This is a genomic window from Mesorhizobium sp. KACC 23794 (assembly GCF_052180275.1).
Classification (GTDB): Bacteria; Pseudomonadota; Alphaproteobacteria; order Rhizobiales; family Rhizobiaceae; genus Kumtagia.
The window spans coordinates 574,979-595,267 of the sequence record NZ_CP197465.1; the positions used below are offsets into that span (position 1 = coordinate 574,979).

General features: G+C 66.1%; 19 protein-coding genes. 8 read left to right on the forward strand and 11 right to left on the reverse strand.

All coding sequences use genetic code 11. From position 1 onward, the window contains the following. Nucleotides 1-25: 25 nt before the first annotated feature. The 6 genes from ACSBOB_RS03000 to ACSBOB_RS03025 are packed head-to-tail and all read left to right on the forward strand — an operon-like array spanning nucleotide 26 to nucleotide 8,111. Entirely contained in the window at nucleotides 26-1,039 is a 1,014-nt protein-coding gene (locus ACSBOB_RS03000; RefSeq protein ID WP_442580987.1) for a sugar ABC transporter substrate-binding protein, read from the forward strand. 25 nt (nucleotides 1,040-1,064) lie between these two features. Further along, entirely contained in the window at nucleotides 1,065-3,182 is a 2,118-nt protein-coding gene (locus tag ACSBOB_RS03005; RefSeq protein ID WP_442580988.1) for an ABC transporter permease, read from the forward strand. Continuing rightward, nucleotides 3,179-4,279 (forward strand): hypothetical protein, encoded by a 1,101-nt coding sequence (locus ACSBOB_RS03010; protein WP_442580989.1) that lies wholly within the window; start codon nucleotides 3,179-3,181, stop codon nucleotides 4,277-4,279. The genes ACSBOB_RS03005 and ACSBOB_RS03010 overlap by 4 nt, the downstream gene beginning before the upstream one ends. Then, nucleotides 4,276-5,781, forward strand: coding sequence for a sugar ABC transporter ATP-binding protein (locus ACSBOB_RS03015; RefSeq protein ID WP_442580990.1), 1,506 nt, complete (start codon nucleotides 4,276-4,278; stop codon nucleotides 5,779-5,781). The genes ACSBOB_RS03010 and ACSBOB_RS03015 overlap by 4 nt, the downstream gene beginning before the upstream one ends. Continuing rightward, complete coding sequence (locus tag ACSBOB_RS03020) at nucleotides 5,781-6,530, forward strand: SDR family NAD(P)-dependent oxidoreductase (protein WP_442580991.1); 750 nt, start codon at nucleotides 5,781-5,783, stop codon at nucleotides 6,528-6,530. Before ACSBOB_RS03015 ends, ACSBOB_RS03020 begins: the two co-directional genes overlap by 1 nt. A gap of 24 nt (nucleotides 6,531-6,554) precedes the next feature. Next, complete coding sequence (locus ACSBOB_RS03025) at nucleotides 6,555-8,111, forward strand: class I adenylate-forming enzyme family protein (RefSeq protein WP_442580992.1); 1,557 nt, start codon at nucleotides 6,555-6,557, stop codon at nucleotides 8,109-8,111. Between the two features lie 33 nt (nucleotides 8,112-8,144). On the opposite strand, the gene ACSBOB_RS03030 is transcribed toward ACSBOB_RS03025, so the two are convergent. From ACSBOB_RS03030 to ACSBOB_RS03080, 11 genes are all read right to left on the reverse strand, one after another. After that, nucleotides 8,145-8,387, reverse strand: a complete 243-nt coding sequence (locus ACSBOB_RS03030; protein WP_442580993.1) for a biotin transporter BioY — start codon at nucleotides 8,385-8,387, stop codon at nucleotides 8,145-8,147. A gap of 79 nt (nucleotides 8,388-8,466) precedes the next feature. Further along, nucleotides 8,467-9,648 (reverse strand): acetyl-CoA C-acyltransferase family protein, encoded by a 1,182-nt coding sequence (locus tag ACSBOB_RS03035; RefSeq protein ID WP_442580994.1) that lies wholly within the window; start codon nucleotides 9,646-9,648, stop codon nucleotides 8,467-8,469. A 21-nt stretch (nucleotides 9,649-9,669) separates the two neighbouring features. After that, the gene (locus tag ACSBOB_RS03040; RefSeq protein ID WP_442580995.1) at nucleotides 9,670-9,807 is read right to left on the reverse strand and encodes a hypothetical protein; all 138 of its coding nucleotides are present in this window, start codon (nucleotides 9,805-9,807) and stop codon (nucleotides 9,670-9,672) included. A 117-nt stretch (nucleotides 9,808-9,924) separates the two neighbouring features. Continuing rightward, nucleotides 9,925-10,365: a PaaI family thioesterase gene (locus ACSBOB_RS03045; protein ID WP_442580996.1), complete on the reverse strand. Its 441-nt coding sequence runs from the start codon at nucleotides 10,363-10,365 to the stop codon at nucleotides 9,925-9,927. Between the two features lie 4 nt (nucleotides 10,366-10,369). Then, a complete protein-coding gene (locus tag ACSBOB_RS03050) occupies nucleotides 10,370-11,140 on the reverse strand; it encodes an enoyl-CoA hydratase-related protein (RefSeq protein WP_442580997.1) in 771 nt (256 codons plus the stop codon). Beyond that, nucleotides 11,137-11,778: a 2-hydroxychromene-2-carboxylate isomerase gene (locus ACSBOB_RS03055; RefSeq protein WP_442580998.1), complete on the reverse strand. Its 642-nt coding sequence runs from the start codon at nucleotides 11,776-11,778 to the stop codon at nucleotides 11,137-11,139. Before ACSBOB_RS03055 ends, ACSBOB_RS03050 begins: the two co-directional genes overlap by 4 nt. Before the next feature lie 2 nt (nucleotides 11,779-11,780). Then, nucleotides 11,781-13,385: an acyl-CoA carboxylase subunit beta gene (locus tag ACSBOB_RS03060; RefSeq protein ID WP_442580999.1), complete on the reverse strand. Its 1,605-nt coding sequence runs from the start codon at nucleotides 13,383-13,385 to the stop codon at nucleotides 11,781-11,783. A 5-nt stretch (nucleotides 13,386-13,390) separates the two neighbouring features. Further along, nucleotides 13,391-13,888, reverse strand: a complete 498-nt coding sequence (locus ACSBOB_RS03065; protein WP_442581000.1) for a biotin/lipoyl-containing protein — start codon at nucleotides 13,886-13,888, stop codon at nucleotides 13,391-13,393. A 2-nt stretch (nucleotides 13,889-13,890) separates the two neighbouring features. Next, nucleotides 13,891-15,375: an acetyl-CoA carboxylase biotin carboxylase subunit gene (locus ACSBOB_RS03070; RefSeq protein ID WP_442581001.1), complete on the reverse strand. Its 1,485-nt coding sequence runs from the start codon at nucleotides 15,373-15,375 to the stop codon at nucleotides 13,891-13,893. Then, complete coding sequence (locus tag ACSBOB_RS03075; RefSeq protein ID WP_442581002.1) at nucleotides 15,375-17,192, reverse strand: acyclic terpene utilization AtuA family protein; 1,818 nt, start codon at nucleotides 17,190-17,192, stop codon at nucleotides 15,375-15,377. The genes ACSBOB_RS03070 and ACSBOB_RS03075 overlap by 1 nt, the downstream gene beginning before the upstream one ends. 5 nt (nucleotides 17,193-17,197) lie before the next feature. After that, a complete protein-coding gene (locus ACSBOB_RS03080; protein ID WP_442581003.1) occupies nucleotides 17,198-17,980 on the reverse strand; it encodes an enoyl-CoA hydratase-related protein in 783 nt (260 codons plus the stop codon). Nucleotides 17,981-18,203: 223 nt separating this feature from the next. On the opposite strand from ACSBOB_RS03080, the gene ACSBOB_RS03085 reads away from it, so the two are divergent. After that, nucleotides 18,204-19,418 carry an acyl-CoA dehydrogenase family protein gene (locus ACSBOB_RS03085; RefSeq protein WP_442581004.1) on the forward strand — a complete coding sequence of 405 codons (1,215 nt, stop codon included), beginning with the start codon at nucleotides 18,204-18,206 and terminating at the stop codon, nucleotides 19,416-19,418. After that, a complete protein-coding gene (locus ACSBOB_RS03090) occupies nucleotides 19,411-20,271 on the forward strand; it encodes an SDR family NAD(P)-dependent oxidoreductase (RefSeq protein ID WP_442581005.1) in 861 nt (286 codons plus the stop codon). The genes ACSBOB_RS03085 and ACSBOB_RS03090 overlap by 8 nt, the downstream gene beginning before the upstream one ends. Nucleotides 20,272-20,289: the final 18 nt, after the last annotated feature.

Here is a 20,289-nt window from a genome sequence, read left to right on the forward strand (position 1 = left end):
GCTTTGTTTCCAGGGAGGAACTGACATGAAGCTTTCAAGAATTGCCGGCGGGCTTCTCGTCCTCGCCATGACGCTCGGCGCCGGTGGCGCCTTCGCACAGGAGAAGGGCATCGACAATCCGCGCCGTGGACCCTACCTTGATCAGCTCAAGGGCAAGCGCGTCGTCTTCGTGCCGCTGTCCATGGGCTTCGACCTGACCGAGGCTTGGGCGGCCGTCCTGCGCAAGCAGGCCGAAAAGCTTGGCTATACCTTCGACATCCGCGACCCGAACTGGAATGCCGACGCCGGCGCGCGCGCCATCCAGGACATCATAACCGAAGGCGCCGACGTCCTGGTCACGCATAATCCGGACATCCAGTCATACGGCCGCCTGTTGCAACAGGCGGAGGCCGCGGGCATCAAGGTCATCCAGCTCAACATGGAGACCACGACGCAGACCGACGCCTATATCGGCGCCGACTGGGTCGAGATCGGCGAGACCGGCGGCCGCGCCCTCGTTGACCGCTGCGCGCCCGGCAAGGGCGTCTCCAACAAGATAGCCATCATCCAGGGCATCCCGACCGGGGCGGCCGACGTCTACCAGATGCGCGGCCTCTGGAACGTCCTCGAGCAGCATCCCGAGATCGAGGTCGTGTCGCAGCAGGCGGGCAGCTACGATCCGTCCAAGGCCCGCTCGATCATGGCGACGATCATCCAGCAGCATCCGGACCTCTGCGGCTCCTACGGCATCTGGGACTCGCAGGAGGCGGGCGCGGGGTCGGCTCTTCAGGAAGCCGGCAAGGCCGACCAGGTCTTCAACGTCACCAGCGGCGGCGGCAACGAGACGGCCTGCGAGAACCTCAAGAAGGGCCTCTTCGACATGCTGATCAGCTACAACGCGCCGCTGCAGGGCGAACTTACGGCCGCCAAGGTCGCCGAACTGCTCGAAAGCCCGGACGCCGCGGGAGCGCGCAAGACCACCTTCTTCACGCCATTGACGCAGATCACCGCGGAAAATGCCAACGACTACAATTGCTGGTCCCTCGGCGACCTGAAGTAGGCGTCCAGCATCGATCCGGTGAATCATGGCATCGCAAACGCTCACTCGTCTGCGCTACAGGTATGTCCCCGACCATCTGATCGGGGAGATCCTGTCAAAGCGCTGGATCGATAACGCTATCCCCTTCCTCACGCTGGCGCTGATCCTCATCGTCTTCGGCAGCGCGACGAACAATTTTTTCACCATCGGCAGCCTGGGGAACATCTCCCAGCAGGTGGCTGAACTCGGCTTGCTGACGCTGGCGCTCGCCATCGTCATGCTGTCGGGCGGCATCGACCTGTCGATCGGCTCGATCTTCGGCCTCGCCGTCCTCGCCGCCCTGATCTTCATGAACGCGCTTGGCCTGCCGGTCGGCGTGGCGCTGCTCGCGGTGCTGGCCACCGGCATCCTGTGCGGCCTCATCAACGGCATCCTGATTGGTTACTTCCGGCTGCGGGCCTTCCTGACGACGCTGGTGATGCTGATCATCCTGCGCTCGGTCTACGAGATCGTCTTCCTGAACTTCGCTACCCGCATCGTCAGCGGCATGCCGCAGTCGAAGGTCTGGGACTACCTGGCTTTCGGCAAGTTCTACGGCATCCCCGCCGCGCTCTTCGTAACACTGGCGATCTCGCTCGTCCTCCACGTCATCCTGTCGCGTGCCCGCCACGGCTGGCACATCACCGCGGTCGGCGGGGCGCGCCGCTCGGCCTACAATGCCGGCATCGATGTTCGCCGCACAGTCTGCGCCGCCTATGTCTGGTCCGGCGCGCTGGCGGCACTCGCCGGCTTCCTCTATGCCGCACGCCTCGGCAGCGCCGGCGCGGATACAGGCGCGGGCCTGGAGATCACCGCGCTCACGGCCGCCGTGCTTGGCGGTATCTCGCTCGGCGGCGGACGCGGCTCGGTCACCAAGGCGCTGATCGGCACCATCAGCGTCGCCGCGCTTTCCACCGGCCTCGTGCGCCTCGGCGTGCCTGGGCCGATGAACTCTCTGATCCTCGGCGCCGTCCTCATCATCGCGGTCTTCGTCGACGTGCGCTGGATGAAGAACAAGCAGAGGATCCTCAACACCGTCTACATGTCGCCGACCTACGTGGTCATGCCGAAGGCGGCCGAGACGGCGCTGGGGTCGGGCTCGCCTTACGCGGTCAACGACAAGCTGCGACAGGTGGAGGCGATCGGCCTCGGTGTCCTGGAAGGACCTGAGGACTGCGTCCTCGACCGCGACGACAACCTCTATTGCGGGACCCGCCACGGCGACGTGATGAAGTTCCACGGTCCCGACCACAAGACCCACGAGGTGTTCGCGCATGTCGGCGGCCATCCGCTCGGCATCCAGATGGATCGCGACAACAACATAATCACCTGCGTCGGCGGCATGGGTCTCTACATGATCCGGCCGAACCGCGAGATCGTGAAGCTGACGGACGAGACCAACCGCAGCGCGTTCTCGATCATCGACGATTCGCAGCTGAAGATCGCCGACGACCTCGACATCACCGATGACGGACGCGTCTACTTCAGCGAGGCGACGATCCGCTACAACATCGCCAACTGGCCGATGGACGCGCTGGAGAGCCGCGGCAACGGCCGCATCGTCTGCTACGACATGAACACGAAGAAGACGCACACCGAGCTGAAGAACCTCGTGTTCCCCAACGGCGTCTGCATCGCGCAGGACCAGCAGTCCTTCTACTTCGCCGAGAGCTGGGGCTGCCGACTGAGCCGTTACTGGTTCGACGGGCCGAAGAAGGGCACGTTGCAGGTCGTCATCGACAACCTGCCCGGTTACCCGGACAACATCAACCGCTCATCGGACGGCCACTACTGGTTCACGCTGATGGGCATGCGCACGCCGTCGCTCGACCTGGCGCTCAGGATGCCCGGATTCCGACGCCGCATGGCACGCCAGATCGCGGTCGACGAATGGCTGTTCCCGAACATCAACAATGGCTGCGTGCTGAAGTTCAACGAGAATGGCGAGATCCTCGACGCGCTGTGGGATCTGGGCGGCCAGAACCATCCGATGATCACCTCCATACGAGAGCACAAGGGCAACCTCTATCTCGGCGGCATCTCCAACAACCGCATCGGCAAGTACAAGATCCCGGGCGCCGATCCTGACTGGTGCGCGCTCGACGCCCGCTGGGGGAAGAAATGAGCTTCGGTGTCCTTTCCCGCTGGGCGGACTCCTTCTTCCGCCGTGGCGAGTTCAGCGTCACCGTCCCGGTGATGGACGGTCCGCTCAAGCCCAACCGCCTGCTGGAGGAGGCCGCAGTCCTTTTCAGCCTGGACGCGGTCGACAATTTGACGGGGTCCGGCGAGACGGTCTGGTGCTCGTCGGCCGACGCACTGCTAAGTTGGACCGCCGGGAGCGCCGCTCCGGCCGAGATAGCGCGTCTCGACGCCCCGATCACGGCGATCGCCGCCGCGGCCGACGGCACGCTGGCGCTCGGCATGGATGCCGGCGGGATCGTCATCCGCGGCGGCCGCCATGACGGAAAGAAGATCGCCGACGGCAAGCTCAACTGTCCGACGGCGCTGCTGTTCCTCGACGCCGACACGCTGGTCGTCGCCAATGGATCGGCCGGGCTTCGCCCGACCGAATGGAAGCGCGACCTGATGACGCTGGGCTCCTCGGGGTCCGTGCTGCGGGTGAACCTCGCCACCTCCGAGATCGTGCGCCTCGCGGACGGCCTTGCCTTCCCCTACGGGCTTGCTTCGACGCCTGAAGGGCGCGTCCTCGTCAGTTGTGCCTGGCGTCACCGTGTCATCTCGATCGATCCCGCCGGTCGCGGCGCGGCCGCCACGGTCATCGAAGACCTTCCCGGCTATCCTTCGCGGCTGGTGGCGGCTAGGGGCGGCGGCTACTGGATGACGGTCTTCGCCGTCCGCACGCAGCTCATCGAGTTCGTCCTGCGCGAGCGCAGGTATCGCGAGCAGATGATGGCCGAGATTCCCGTCGACTACTGGGTCGGCCCGGATCTCACCAGCGGCAAGAGCTTCCTGGAACCGCTGCAAGGCGGCGGCATCAAGCAGATGGGCATCCTGAAGCCTTGGGCACCGGCGCGGTCCTACGGCCTCGTGGTGCGTCTCGATTCGGCCTGCAATCCGGTCGCGAGTTGTCACAGCCGCGCCGATGGCAGCGTTCATGGGGTCACCTCGATCTGCGAGATTGGCGGCAGGGTTGTCGCGGGCGCCAAGGGTCCTGGGCTTGCCGTGCAGGTTCCGGTCGATGCGTCGGGAGACCTGGCATGACCAACGCCATCCTTGAAATGCGTGGCGTCACGAAGGAATTCCGTGGCGTTCCCGCCATCCAGTCGATCGACTTCACCCTCCGTGACGGCGAGGTGCACGCGCTGCTCGGCGAGAACGGGGCCGGCAAATCCACTCTCAGCAAGATCCTTGCCGGCGTCCACCAACCGACCTCCGGCGAGATGCTGATGGACGGCAAGCCGCTCATCCTCGCGACACCGGCCGACGCGCTCCACAAGGGCATCGCCATGGTCTTCCAGGAGACCAACCTGGTGCCGTCGATGACCGTCGCGCAGAACATCTATCTCGGCGACGAGAAGCTGCTCAATCGTCTGCGCGGCCTCTACATCCAGGCGCAGCAGTTCCTGCAGTCGCTGAACTTCCACGTCGATCCCATGGCCCTGGTGTCGGAACTCGGCGCAGCGCAGAAGCAGATGGTCGAGATCGCGCGCGCCGTCCACCACAAGGCGCGCATCATCATCTTCGACGAGCCGACCGCGACGCTGACGCCGGAGGAGAAGCACCATTTCTTCAATCTGGTGCGCCGGCTGAAGGAGCAGGGCGTCTCGATCATCTTCATCAGCCACGCGCTGGAGGAGGCGCTTGCGCTGTCGGACCGGATCACGGTCCTGCGCGACGGCCAGCACGTCGTCACCGACGACACCGCCAGGTTCGATCGCGACAAGATCATCCAGGCGATGGTCGGCCGCACCCTGTCGGGCGACCTCTACGGAGTCGCCTCGCAGAAGGATCGCGCCACGCGAAAGCCGGGGCAGCGCGTCCTGAGCGTGCAGAACGTCTCGATGGGCCGCATCGTGCGCAACACCTCCTTCTCGGTCTTCGCCGGCCAGGTGACCGGCTTCTTCGGACTGGTCGGCGCCGGGCGCACGGAGACCCTGAAGATCATCGCCGGCGCGCTGAAGCGCGACACCTTCTTCGGCGGCGAGGTGGTCTTCGACGGCCGCCGCGTCCGCTATAGCGTGCCGCGCCAGGCCGTCCGCGACGGCATCGTCTATGTCACCGAGGATCGCAAGATCGAAGGCTTCTTCGAGACCATGTCGATCGCCGAGAACATCCACATGGGCCATCTCGCCACCGGCACCAATCCGCTCTCGATCGTGTCGATGCGCGAGGCCCGCTCCATGGCCGCCGAGTGGATCAGGACGCTCGACGTCAAGGCGATCGACGGCAATGCCCGCATCATCGAGCTATCCGGCGGCAACCAGCAGAAAGTCGTCATCGCCAAGGCGCTGATCCAGAAGCCCAAGCTCATCATCTTCGACGAGCCGACCCGTGGCGTCGACGTCGGCGCTATCGTCGAGATCCATGGCCTCATCAACCGCCTGGCGGACGAGGGCATCGCGGTCGTCGTCATCTCGTCCTACCTGCCCGAGATCATGAACCTGTCGGACCGTATCCTCGTTGCCCGCCAGGGCAAGATCGTGGAGGAGATGGATCGGCGCGAGGCGACGGAACAGAAGATCATGTACGCGGCGGTGCACTGATGGCGAATGACGGCCCGAAGATCAGCCTTGTCACAGGCGCCGGCAGCGGCCTTGGACGTGTAATCGCCCTGGCGCTTGCAGCGCGGGGGGACCGGGTCGCCATCTGCGACGTCGGCGAGAAGGGCCTCGACGGCACCGCCGACCTGATCAGGGACGCCGGCGGCGACGTTGTCACCACGGTCTGCGACGTGTCGGACCCGGCGGGCGGCGGGCAGGCCGCGGCTCTGGCCGTCGATGCGTTCGGCGGCCTGGACTACGCGGTCAACAACGCCGGCGTCGAAGGTGCGCGCGCTCCAGCCGGGGAATATGATCCGGCGGAATGGCGGCGGGTCCTGTCCGTCAATCTCGACGGTGTCTTCTACTGCATGCGGGCCGAGATCCCCGTGATGCTGCGGCGCGGCGGCGGTTCGATCGTCAATGTCGGTTCGACCGCCTCGCTCGGCGGCGTGGCGGGCATGGCCGCCTACACCGCGTCCAAGCACGGCATCGTTGGCCTGACCAAGTCGGCGGCGCTGGATCATGCGGCTGGCAATGTGCGCGTCAACGCGATCTGCCCCGGCTCCTTCCGCACCCCGATGAGCGATCGCCTGTTCGGTGCGGACATGGCGAAGGTTGTTGCCGACACGCCGATGGGACGGCTCGGCTCGATCGAGGAGATCGCCAGCGTCGTCCTGTTCCTGTTGTCGGACGCGTCGTCGTTCATGACGGGAGCCGCGCTGCTGGTCGACGGTGGCAAGAAGGCGCGCTGAGCCGACTATTTCTGGGAGATATTCATGGACGTTGCTGGCAACGAGACCGTACCCGCGCTGCTTCGGCGCCAGGTGGAGAACAATCCGGACAAGCAGTTCCTCGTCTTCGAGGATGATGCCGGCAACGTTTCCGATTTCACCTACGGCGCCTTCGCCGCGCGCGTGAACAAGCTGGCCAACCATCTTGCCGCGAGGGGACTCAAGCCCGGCGACACGATGGCGGTCATGCTGGCCAACTGCCCGGAATTCCTGGTGGCCTGGTTCGCAATCAATCAGGTCGGCGCCGTGATGGTGCCGATCAACGTCCTCTATTCGGCGGACGAGCTGGCCTACCTGCTCAACAACGCCGAATGCGCCGGCTTGATCGTCGAGCCCAACTTCCTGCCGCAGTATCGCGCCGTCGAGGCCGGCTGCCCGAGCGTGCATGTGAAGGTGCTGGCGCGCTCGACCGAGCCCCAGACCGGCTTCGATCTGCTCGCCGGCATCGAGGCGTCGGGCGACGACACCTGGCGGCAGGTCCCGGTGTCGCCGGCCTCTCCGGCGCAGATCATCTATACCTCCGGCACCACGTCGCGGCCCAAGGGCGCGATCATCAGCCACCGCTCGACCGTCACCCAGGGTATTGCGATGGTCATGCTCTTCGGCATGACGCAGAACGAGCGCAGCTGCGTCGTGCTGCCGCTGTTCCACGTCAACGGCCAGTATGTCGGCACGATCCCGACGTTGACGGCGGGCGGTACGGTGGTGCTGCTGCAGAGCTTCAGCGCGCGCAAGTTCTGGTCGCAGGTCAAGGCGCACCGCTGCACCTTCATGAGCATCGTGCCGATGCTGCTGCGCACCATGCTGGCGCAGTCGCCGCGGCCCGACGACGGCGAGCACGATCTGCGTTTCTCCTTCTACGCCTTGCCGACCTCGACCGAGGAGTGGACCGCCTTCGAGACGCGCTTCAACGTCAAGCTGATCGAGGGTTACGGCCTGTCGGAGACGCTCGGCATCTGCACCTCCAATCCGCTCGTCCATGGCGTCACCAAGCGCCATTGCATCGGCCTTCCTGTTCTCGGGCGCGATGTCCGCGTGGTCGACGAGGAATGGAACGAGATGCCGGCCGGCGAGAGCGGCGGCATCGTCGTGCGCGGCGAGCCGCTGTTCTCCGGCTACTTCCGCAACGAGGAAGCGACAGAGGCTTGCATGCGTGACGGCTGGTTTGCGACCGGCGACAATGGCTGGTTCGACGAGGACGGCTATCTGCATTTCCTCGACCGGTCAAAGGACGTGATCAAGCGGGCCGGGGAGAACATCGCGGCCGGCGAGGTGGAGCGTGTGCTCAACGAGCATGCTGGGGTTGCCGAGTCGGCGGTCATAGGGGTCTTCGACCCGCTGCGGGACGAGGCCGTGAAGGCCTTCGTCGTGCTCAATCCGGGTGCGGCCGCGAGCGAGGACGATCTCAAGGCGTGGTGCGCGGCCTATCTTGCGAAGTTCAAGGTGCCCAGCTTCATCGAGTTCCGTACCAGCCTGCCGAAGACCTCGATCGGCAAGATCATGAAGTACCAGCTCCGCGCCGGGGAACGCGCCCGCCAGTGAGCTGTACGGGAGGGGTCGCCCTCCCGCCAGGCCTCAGCGCGCGACGCACCAGAGCATCGGGAACAGCATCGCGGCCAGCACCGATTTCACCAGATCACCAGGCACGAACGGGTAGAGCCCGAGCTTGAGGACTGGCTTGTCGAAACCGGTTACGCTGTCCAGCCACAGCAACCCGGTCGGGCAGGTCGCCGAAGTGTGCATCGACAGCGGCACCGGATAGAACGGGATCGTCATCTTCGCCGCCGCCGCCATCAGCGGCGAACCGGCGATCACCATGCCGCGATCTGTGGCCTGGCGCAGGCCGGGGTCGGTCGTTTTGCCCCGATATGTCCTGTACAGTGTCGTGCGGTTCTCCCTAGACGCGCTCGATGGCCAGCGCGATGCCTTGGCCGCCGCCGATGCACATGGTGACGAGCCCGTAGCGGCCGCCTGTGCGCTGCAGGTGGTAGATGGCCTTGACCGTGAGGAGGACGCCTGTCGCGCCGACCGGGTGGCCGAGCGCGATCGCGCCGCCGTCGGGGTTCACCTTGGCCGGGTCGAGACCGAGTTCTCGGTTCACCGCGAGCGCCTGCGCCGCGAAGGCCTCGTTGGATTCGATCACGTCGAAATCCGTCAGCCTCATCCCCGCCCGCTCGATCAGGCTGCGCACCGCCGGGATCGGGCCGAGGCCCATCAGGCCAGGCTCGACACCCGAATGCGCATAAGCGACGATCCGCGCGACCGGCTTCGCGTCCGTGCGCTTCACATAGCTTTCGGACGCCAGAACGACCGCGGCCGCGCCGTCATTGATGCCCGACGCATTGCCGGGCGTGACGACGCCGTCCTTCTTGAAGGCGGGTTTCAGGGCCGCCAGCGTCTCCATCGTTGTATCCGGCTTTGGATGTTCGTCGGTGTCGAAGGTCACCGTCTTGCGGCCGGCCTGGATCTCGAGCGGCAGGATCTGCGGCTTGAAGTGCCCGTCGGCTATCGCCGCCGCCGCGCGTCTTTGGCTCTCGACCGCGAAGGCGTCCTGATCGGCGCGCCTGATCTGGAACTTCTCCGCGACGTTCTCCGCGGTCACGCCCATGATGCCGTTGCCGAACGGGTCGGTGAGCACGCCCGTCAGCCCGTCGATCATCTTCACATCGCCCATCTTGTGTCCGAAGCGGGCCGACTGCACGTAGTGTGGCGACCGGCTCATGACCTCCGCGCCGCCGGCGACAGCCAGGTCCGTATCGCCGAGCATGATCGACTGCGCCGCCGAGATGATCGCCTGCGTGCCGCTGCCGCAGAGGCGGTTGAGCGTCATCGCGGGCGTTTCCTTGGGAATGCCGGCATCGATCGCCGCGACGCGCGCCAGGTAGGCGTCCCTCGGCCCCGTCGGGATGACGTTGCCAAAGACGACATGGCCGATCTCGGACGGCTCGACGCCGGCCCGTTTCATGGCTTCGACGGAAACGGCGGCCCCGAGCGATGCCGGCTCCTGGTTCGAAAGGGCGCCGCCGAATGTGCCGATCGCGGTGCGTGTGCCGGAGAGGATGTAGGTCGTTTCTGTCATGGTCCTGCCAGTGATTTGGTTTCAGTGTGTCGGGCCGCGCGCCATGCCGCGGTCCTGCTCGATGCCTGCGAGCCGCCGGGCATGATGCGTGCGTATCGCCTCGGCGAAGCCCTGGAGGGGCATATCGGCGAACGCGCCGGCGAGGTCGACATATTCCATGTATTGACGGCCTTGGATGCCGCGTCGCCGTCTCCGGCATGCGCCTCGACAAAGGCTCGCGCCGTTGTACTGTCCGCATCGACAGAGCATGTCGGGGCCGGTGTGTCCTGCATCAGGTCACCGCTCCGTTCCGCGCGACAGGAGCACCTTCCAGATGCCGTTGGCGGTTGCGATCACGCGGTTTCCGACCTTGCATTCGCCTCGCATGAACATCAGCGATCGTGTCGCGCGAACGATTTCGGTTTCGGCGACCACCAGGTCGCCGATGGCGCTGCCATCGATGAACTGGCAGTCGAAGCCGATGGTAGAGAAGCTGTCGTTGGGCCGCGCTATCTGCGTAGAATGGCCGAGCACCTCGTCCATGAACGACATGATCATGCCGCCATGCGGCCGGTCCTGCGTGTTGTCGTGCTTGGTGGCGACGCGAAAGCAGTACTGCGTCTTGCCCTCCACGGTACGGCTGTAGAAGGGGCCGACCAGCGTGATGAAGGCGCTCGGCCGCAACAGCTTCCATCCCGCGGCGATCAGGTCAGGATCGGCGTCTGTGCCCTCCGTCACCCTGTCAGCCTTTCCGCTTGGCGAAGAAGGCCGCGATCCGCGTTTTCATCGCAGGCGTCCTCCCCGCCACGCCCTGCAGGTCGCGCTCGAGTGCAAGCTGTTCGTCGACCCCGCTATCCGCAACCCGGCCGATCAACCGCTTGGTCGCGGCCAGCGCGTCGGGGTCGAGGCCGCCGAGCCGGGCGCAGAGCGATTCCGCGACCGTCGCCAGTTCGGCGTCGTCCACCACGTCCCAGAGTAGGCCCCATGACAGCGCCTTCTCCGCGCTGATGCGGTCGCCGAGCAGCATCATGCCCGAGGCTCGCATGCGTCCCAGCATGCGCGTGAGGAACAGCGTGTTGCCGGCGTCGGGCACCAGCGCAATGCCGACGAAGGGTTCGTAAAAATAGGCCGAGCGCGCGGCAACGACGATGTCGGCCGCGAGCGCGATGCCGACGGCGGCGCCCGCGCAGGGTCCGTTGACGGCAGCCACGATCGGCAGGCGCGACTGGCGCATTGCCAGCACCAGCGGGTTGAAATGGCGTTGCAGCACGTCGTCCAGCGCCGGCGTCTCGTCCGGCCTGACAGTCGAGAGGTCGTAGCCGGCGCCGAAGGCACGTCCTTCGCCGGTTATCAGGATCGAGCGAACCGACTGGTCGGCTCCCGCGCGCAGCACCGCGTCGCGAAGCTGGTCGGCCGTCTCGTTGCGGTAGGCGTTGAGCTTGTCCGTCCGGTTGACGGCGATACGCGCGCGGCCGTTCTCGACGGTGTGAGAGATGTCTTCGTAGGCCGTCACGACCGTCCTCCCGACAGCAGCCAGCGTAGTTGCGGCAATCTGTCTGCACCAAACAGCCCCTGGCCGTCGACAAGGAAATGGGGCGAACCCACAACACCTGCGGTGATAGCCTCGGCAACCGTTTCCTCAAGCAGGGCGCGTCCGAGCGCTCCCTTCATGCCCTCCGTTGCGTGGGCGGCGCCGACACCCACCTCGGCCGCCAGTCCGGCAAGGGTGACCTCGTCCGAGATGTCGCGGCGCTCCGCGAAGAGCGCGGTCAGCAGACGATGCGCCAGTGCCGATGCCCTGTCCGGGTCCTCGGCCTTCACGGCATGGTAGAGCCTGGCTGCGAGATGCGACGACAAGGGCAGTTTCACAGGGTCCGCATAGGGCGCGCCGTAGAACGCCGCCGAGCGCTTCATGTCGTCCAGCATGTAGGCGCGCTTGACCGGCGCCTCCATCGGCGCGGCGATGTCCTGCGCCTTCAGCACCGCCCACATCAGGGTCGGCCGCCATTCCACCGCCCGCCCGAACTCCGCGCCGATCCGGTCGATCTCGCGTGCCGCGAAGTAGCTGTAGGGCGAAGCGAAGTCGAAGTAGAAGTAGAAGTAGAAGTAGAAGTAGAAGCGGATCGGTTCGGAGGCTACCAGGACAGCCATCGTCAGAACCGGAAGACGCCGTAGCCAGGATCGCCCAGCGGCGCGTTGAGCGAGGCCGAGATGGCGATGCCGAGCGCGTTGCGCGTATCGATCGGGTCGATGATGCCGTCGTCCCATAGTTCGGACGTGGAATAGTAGGCCGTGAGTTGCTCGTGGTATGCCTTGCGGGTGTCCTCCCAGACGCGGTCGATCTCGGCCCGGTCCACACGGCCGGCGCGCTTCATCTGGTTCAGCTTGACCTCGGCCAGTGTGTTGGCCGCCTGGTCGCCGCCCATCACGCCGATCTGGTGGTTCGGCCAGGTCAACAGCATGCGCCCGTCGAAGGCCCGGCCACACATGCCGTAATTGCCGGCGCCGAACGAGCCGTTGCACATGACCGTGAACTTCGGCACACGCGAGCAGCTCTGCGCCATGATCATCTTGGCGCCGTCCTTGGTGATGCCGCGCCGCTCGTACTCGCGGCCGATCATGTAGCCGGTGATGTTCTGCAGGAACACCAGCGGCGTGTTGTTCTGGTTGCAGAGTTCGATGAAGTGTCCGCCCTTCAGCGAGGAATCGTTGAACAGCACGCCGTTGTTGGCAAGGATGCCGACCTTGTAGCCCCAGATGTTGGCGAAGCCGCAGATCAGCGTCGTGCCGTAGTTCGGCTGGTATTCGTGGAAGCGGCTGCCGTCGACGACGCGGGCGATGATCTCGCGCATGTCGAACTGCTTCTTGATGTCGTCCGGCACGATCCCGTAGATTTCCTCCGGATCGTAGGCGGGATCCTCGGGCGTCTCCTGCTGGCAGTCCCATTTGCGCGGCCGGTCCCACTGCGCGACGATCTCGCGGCCGAGGTGGATCGCCTCGTCCTCGGAGGCGGCCGGGTAGTCGGCCGTGCCGGACACCGACGTGTGCATGTCGGCGCCGCCAAGTTCCTCGACCGTCACCTCCTCGCCGGTGGCCGCCTTCACCAGCGGCGGCCCGCCGAGAAAGATCGCGCCCGTCTTGCGGACGATGACGCTGTAGTCGGACAGACCCGGTATGTACGCGCCACCGGCCGTGCAGTGGCCGAACACCAGCGATAGCTGCTTGACCCCCATCTTCGACAGGATCGACTGGTTCCGGAAGATTCGCCCCGCCATGTACTTGTCGGGAAACACCTCCGACTGCAGCTGCAGGAAGCCGCCGGCCGAGTCGCAGAGATGGATCACCGGCAACCGGTTTTCCATCGCGATATCGAGCGCGCGCACGATCTTCTTCGCGGTGAGCGGGTACCATGCGCCGCCCTTCACCGTCGGGTCGTCGGCGCGGATCATCACCTCGCGGCCGGACACGACGCCGATGCCGACGATCGAACTCGCCGACGGCGACTCCCCGTCATAGGCCATGTTGGCCGCCAGCGAGGACAGTTCGAGAAACGGCGTCCCCGGATCGAGTAGCTTCTCGATGCGGTCGCGCGGGCGCATCTTCTCCTGCTTGGCGAGGCGGTCCAGGTCGCGCTGCGGCCGCTGGTGCCGCGCCGCCTCCTGCTTTGCCTTGAACTCCGACACGACGCGGCGGTTGTGGACGTCGAAGCGGCGGAAATCCGCCGCCGACGTGCTGATCATGGACTGGATCTTGCGCATTGCCGTCAGTCCTTGGCCTCGGGCTCGAGCGTCGCGATGACCTCGTCCTTCTCGAACGTCTCGCCCTCGCCCTTGAGGATCCCGGCGATCACTCCGTCGCGTGGGGCGGGCAGCGCGGTCTGCAGCTTCATGCTCTCGATGGTGATGACCGGTTCGCCGCGAATGACGGTGTCCCCGGCCTTCTTCTGCACGGAGACGACGGCACCGGGCATCGGCGCCTTCAGCGTGTCCGCGCCGCCGCCGACGCCGCCGGGCGAGAACGGATCGACGAACGCCACCTCGTAGGTCCGTCCCCCGATCCGCACGATCTGCCTGTCGCCCAGCTCTGCCCGCGCGAACTCGACCCGGTGGCTGCCGACCGACATCAGCTTGCGTCCGTCGCCGATCGCCGGCGGGCGCGCGACCTCGTGCTCCTCCCCGTCTATGACCAGGACGAGGTGGGGCCTGCGCCGTGCGATCGTCACTTCGTGCACCTTGCCGTTCAGCTTCAGCTCGATCGGCATGGTCAGTTCCTCCACCCGCCGATGGCCGCGTATGGCTCGGGCGTGGCCAGGGCGAGGTCCCGGAAGTCGCGGAAGCCGAGCGCCGACGCAGCCAGTGCCTGGACCAGCGCCACGGGGTCGATGTCCGGCGCCGCGAGCGCCTCCCTGTGCTGCGCCACGAAGTCGGTGTGAATATCGCCGGACCGGAAGGCGCCGTGGTCGAGGACCCGCGCCAGGTAATCGATGTTGGTCGTCACGCCCAGCAGCGCCAGGTCGTGCAGCGCCGCGATGGACCGGTCGACGGCCTCGCCCCGGTCGCCGCCATGCACAACCAGCTTCGCCAGCATCGGGTCGAAGTCGGCGGTGATCTTCTGGCCCTGGTCGAGCGCGTTCTCGAATCGCAGCCAGGGTTCTTCGGGCACCCCCAGATACTGCACGGTCCCGGTCTCCGGCATGAAGTCGTGTTCGGGGTCCTCTGCACAGACACGGCATTCGATGGCGTGGCCGTTGGCCTTCACCTGGTCCTGCTTCAGCGGCAGGCCCTTGCCCGCAGCGATCTCGATCTGGCTGCGCACCAGGTCGAGGCCGGTGATCATCTCGGTCACCGGATGCTCCACCTGCAGGCGGGTGTTCATCTCCAGGAAGAAGAACCGGCCATCGGCGCCGAGTATGTATTCTACCGTGCCTGCGTTCTTGTAGTTTGCCGCCGCCGAGAGCCGCACGGCCGACGCGCAGATCTCCTCGCGCAGCGTTTCCGGCAGGCCGGCCGACGGCGCTTCCTCGATGATCTTCTGGAAGCGGCGCTGCACCGAGCACTCGCGCTCGAACAGATGAATGGCGCCGCCCTTTCCGTCGCCCAGAACCTGCACCTCGATATGCCGCGGCCGCTCGACATAGGTTTCGGCGTAGACCCGCCCGTCGCCGAAATAGCGTTGCGCCTCGCTCGACGCGAGCCGCGCCGCCTCGCGCAGCTCGGAGGCGCCGCGCACGATGTTCATGCCTTTGCCGCCGCCGCCGGCCGTCGCCTTGATCAGCAGCGGGAAGCCGATCGCTTCGGCCTGCGCGATGAAGGCGTCGAGGTCGCCCGTCGGCATGACCGAGGGCGCGACGGGCACGCCTTGGGCTTCGGCGAAGTTGCGCGCCGAGATCTTGTCGCCCATCAGCGAGATCGTCTCCGCGTCGGGTCCGATAAAGGTGATGCCGGCGGCTGCTACGGCGGCCGCGAAGCGGGCGTTCTCCGACAGGAAGCCGTAGCCGGGGTGGATAGCGTCCGCGCCGGTTGCCCGTGCGGCCTTGATGATCTGGTCTATGTCGAGATGCGCCGCCACCGGCGTGTCGCCGGTGATCTCGACGGCCTCGTCGGCCATGCGAACATGCCTGGCCCGTGCCTCCGCCCGATGGTAGATCGCCACCGAGGCGATTTCCATCTCGGCGAGCGTCCGCATCACGCGGCATGCGATCTCGCCGCGATTGGCGATGAGCACCTTCCTGAAAAGGGGGCCGCCCATCAGTGTGCGTCCTCGTCCCATCCGGCCATCGCGCCGCCTGCGGCAAGCCACACGGCGGGCACTTCTATGGGGAAATCCATCATGATCTGCGCCAGCGCCTTGCCTTGCGGGTCGTGCCGCAGCGAGGCGATGCCGCCGCCGCCCAGCCCCTGGTGGAGCATGAAGTTGAGGCCGTTCAGCCCCGGCCATTCGAAGCGTTCGACCGGCCCCTTCACGAAATGTGCAAAATAAGAGCCGACCGCTTCCGGCGTCGCGCTACGGCGGATCCAGGGGAGGTATTCGGCCCGTCGCGCCAGCACGCCGACATTGCCGATGTCGCCCTTGTCGCCGCTGCGCCCATGCGCCAGCGCGATCAGCGGCACCGTGGCGAGCGAGCCGCCACCCGGAGCCGTCTCGCCCGGCCGCTCCGGCGCCAGGTCGGCCTCCGGTTCGTTGGGCAGGTACGGCGCGACGGCGTGCGTCCGGCCACCAGCTTCATAGCTCACCTGGTGGTCGGCCTTGGGCGCCAGGAAGGAGAACAGCCGCACAATCGGCTGCGGCTCCGGTCTGCCGCCTGCAAAGCCAGTGATGCTCTGCGTCATGGAGGTCGCGGAGGGGAATATCTCGCGGCCGAAGATGCCGAGCGCGTCCTTGTCGGCATGGCGCACCGCGATCTTGAGGACCACTTCCCGCGTCTGTCCGGTGCGCGCCCGTGGGCCGTAGCTGGCTTCGCTGCCGAGAACTTCCACCGACGTGTCGGAGAACCCGTCGAAGCCGGCTGCGCGCATCAGCCGCTCGCAGCGCGCGAGGATCGCCCTGGCGGTCGCCTCGGCACGCGCCTTCGCCTCGCGCCCGACAATCATCATCGTCACCTGCGCCCCGTAGCCGTCGGCATAGGTGGCGCTCACCTTGTAGCTGTCGGTCGGCGCCCTGCCCTTCGCTCCGCTGACCTTCACGCGGTCCGGCCCGATCTGCTCGAGCCGGACCGCGCTCCAGTCGGCGGTCACGTCTGGGAGGACGTAGCGTCGTGGATCGCCCACCTCGTAGACGATCTGTTCAGCCACCGTGGCGGTGGAGACGAGTCCACCGGTGCCGGTGGGCTTGGTTGTGATGAAGGACCCGTCCGCGGCGCATTCGGCGATCGGGAAGCCCATGTCGTTCCAGCCGGCGGCGGTCTCGCGCCAGTCGGTGAAGATGCCGCCCGTCACCTGCGTTCCGCATTCGACCACATGGCCCGCGAGGCTCCCGGCCGAGAGCAGGTCGTAGTCGCCCGGCTTCCATCCGAACTCATGGATCAGCGGGCCGAGCACCACCGCCGAGTCGACGACGCGGCCGATGATGACGACGTCGGCGCCGTCGTCCAGCGCCGCGGCGATCGGGAAGGCGCCGAGATAGGCGTTCACGCTCGCCAGTTTTTCAGGCATGGGCGCGCCCGAGAACATTTCCATCGTTCCGGCGGCGCGATAGGCGCCAGCGAAGGCGGAGAGGTCGTCACCGCGCACCACTGCCACCCTGAGGTCGACGCCGGTCTCCCTGAACACTGCCAGCAGGGCGTCGCGGCAGGCGTCCGGATTGACGCCCCCTGCATTGGTGACGACGCGGATCTTCTTTTCCGCAATATCTTTTGCCAGCGGCTTCATCACCATGGTGATGAAATCGGTCGCGTAGCCGAGGTCCGGCTTCTTGGCCTTCATCCTCGCGAGGATCGACATGGTGATCTCGGCCAGGTAGTCCATGACAAGATAGTCGATGCCGCCGGAACGGACGAGCTGCGCCGGCCCTTCCGGGCTGTCGCCCCAGAAGCCCGCCCCGCAGCCGATGCGAACGATCTTGGCCATGCCCGTCATTCCCCGGTCCAGTGTGGGGAACGCTTCTCGTTGAAGGCCACCATGCCTTCGCGGGCATCCTTCGTGCGGGTCATGTTGGCGAGCATGAACTGCGCATATTCCAGAGCCGCGTCGGTCGACATCTCGCGAATCTTGCCGAGCGCCTGCTTGCCGAGCCTGATGCCCGTGGGCGACTTGTCGGTCACCCGCGCCAGCAGCCAATCGACCTTTGCGTCGAGTTCCGTCGCAGGCACCGCGTAGTTGACGATGTCCGCGGCGGCGGCCTCGCGCCCGGTGATGAGTTCTCCAGTGATGCAGAGTTCCATCATGCGCCGGTAGGACACCACCCGCAGCAGGTAGGGCAGGATCATCATCGGGAAGATGCCGACCTTTACCTCGGTCACGCCGAGCTTCGCATCCTCGCGCGCCACCGCAAGGTCGCAGGCGCAGAGCAGGCCGAAGCCGCCGGCCAGCGCCGGTCCGTTGACGCGGGCGACGATCGGAAGGCGGCAGGCGTCCATCCGGCGCAGCAGCCGGCCAACGTAGTGGCGGGGGTCCGACGCCTCGATGGTGAACGGCGTTCCGTCCGCCTGCAGCTGCAGGTCTCCGCCGGCGCAGAACGCCTTGTCGCCCGCGCCGGTGAGCACGATCGAGCGGACGGACTTGTCCGCTTCAGCCTCGTCAAGGCCTGCCTGTATGCCGCGTGCGACCTTTTCGTTGAGCGCGTTTCGACGCTCCTCGCGATTGATGAAGATCCACTGCACTGCGCCGCGGCGTTCGATCAGGACGGGCTCTGTCACGCTCTCCACCGTTGTTCCGACTGCCTCGGATTGTCATAAATGATTTTAATTCATCAATCTTGTCAACGGTCGATCCACCCTTTTCCATGCTCTCGCAGTCTGCTCGCTTTGACCCGGATATTTCATAGGCGATGGGACAAAATCGCCTCTTGCACAAATGATGAAATGATTTCATTAACGGTGGAACCGTGGCCTGGCCCGGTGCCAGCTGGAGGAGTTGGAGATGCAGGAATTCACAAGCCGGAATGGGCACGCATCGCTCTTCGGTCTCGGTTCCGAGCAGCAGATGATCCTCGACAACGCCGACCGGTTCGCCCGCAATGAACTCCATGCGCTGTCCGCGCGGATGGACGACGAGGAATGGTGGCCCGACGACGTTTTCCCGAAGATCGGCGAGAACGGTCTTTTCGGCATTACAGTGCCCGAGGCGTATGGCGGCGCGGGGCTTGACCTGCTGGCGGCCGGCCTCGTGCTTCAGGGGCTCGCCCGCTGGAACCATGCGATCGCGCTCGCCTGGGTCGCGCATGACAATCTCTGCGTGAACAACATCTATCGCAACGGCAATGACGAGCAGCGCCGCAAGTATCTTCCGGACCTGTGCGCCGGCAGGAAGATCGGCGCGCTCGGCCTCACCGAGCCCGGTGCCGGCTCCGATGCGCTTGGCTCGATGCGCACCACTGCGCGTCGCGACGGCGACCACTACGTCCTCAACGGTTCGAAGATCTACATCACCAACGGACCGGTCGCCGACGTCCTGCTGGTCTATGCCAAGACGGACCGGGACAAGGGCGCGCACGGCATCTCCGCCTTCATCATCGAGAAGGAAATGAAGGGCTTCAAGGTTGCCCAGAAGCTCCGGAAGATGGGCTATCGCGGCAGCCAGACAGGCGAACTCCTCTTCGAGGACTGTCGCGTCCCCGTCGAGAATCTCGTCGGCGGCGAGAACCGTGGCGTCGCTGTGGTGATGAGCGGGCTCGACCTGGAGCGGGCGATGATTTCGCCATTGTGCCTTGGCATCGCCGAGCGTGCGCTGGAGCTGTCCGTCGACTTCGCCAGGACACGCAGGCAGTTCGGACAGCCGATCGGCTCGTTCCAGATGGTGCAGTCCATGCTGGCGGAGATGTATGTGCAGGTCGAGACGATCCGCTCCTTCACCTACCGGGTCCTGGCCGCCGCGGCCCCGCTCGATATCGGCGAAGGCGGGCGCGGCGACATTCACAAGCTGACCGCGGCGTCCGTCATGTACGCCGCCGAGGCGACCCACAAGGTTCTCGACCTCGCCGTTCAGGTGCATGGTGGTGCGGGCTACATCTGGGAGTCGGAGATCAACCGCCTCTTCCGGTCGACGAAGCTGATGGAGATCGGCGCCGGAACCACGGAGGTCCGCAAGATGATCATCGCGGGCGAACTGTTGAAGGGCATGGACCGCAATGGCTGAACCTGCCGAAGTGCCCGAGTTCGGGCTGGACGACGAGGCCCTGTGGGCCCATTCGACGGTCTACGGCCCGACCGCGTTTGCCGGCAAGACGGTGCTCATCTCCGGCGGCGCCGGCGGCATCGGCCGGGCGACCGGCTGGCTGCTCGGCCGATGTGGCGCGAAGCTGATCCTGACCGGGCGCAGCGAGGCCAAACTCGGCGGTGCCGTCGAGGCGATGCGCGCACGAGGGCTGTCGGTGACATCGCATGTCGTCGACATCCGCGAGCCGGACAGCGTGACCGAACTCTATCGCCGGATCGGGGAAGAGGGCGGATTCGACATCCTCATCAACAGCGCCGGCGGCCAGTTCCCGCAGGCGGCTATCGATTTTTCGGTCAAAGGCTGGAACACGGTCGTCAACACCAACCTCAACGGCACCTGGTACATGATCCAGGGCGCCGCCCGCGCCTGGCGCGATGCCGGCCGGCCGGGCAGCGTCATCACCATCGTCGTCGTCACCCGCCAGGGGCTGCATGGCGTGGCGCACACCATCGCGGCGCGCTCCGGCGTCGTCGGCCTGACCCAGGCGCTGGCCGTCGAGTGGGCGCCGCTCAACATCAGGCTCAACTGCATCGCGCCGGGCGTCATCGAGACGCCGGGCTGGCGTGTCTATGATCCCAGGGCGCTCGAGGCCTACCCGAAGTCCAATCCAATGATGCGCAACGGCACCGTCTGGGATGTCGCCGAGGCCTGCGGCTACCTGGCCGGCCCAGGAGCCGAATATGTCACCGGCGAGGTGCTCAATGTCGCTGGCGGCGCGCAGTTGTGGGGCGAGACCTGGACCATCGGCAAGCCCGACTATTTCAAGGTCTGAACGGACAGGGACGAGCGT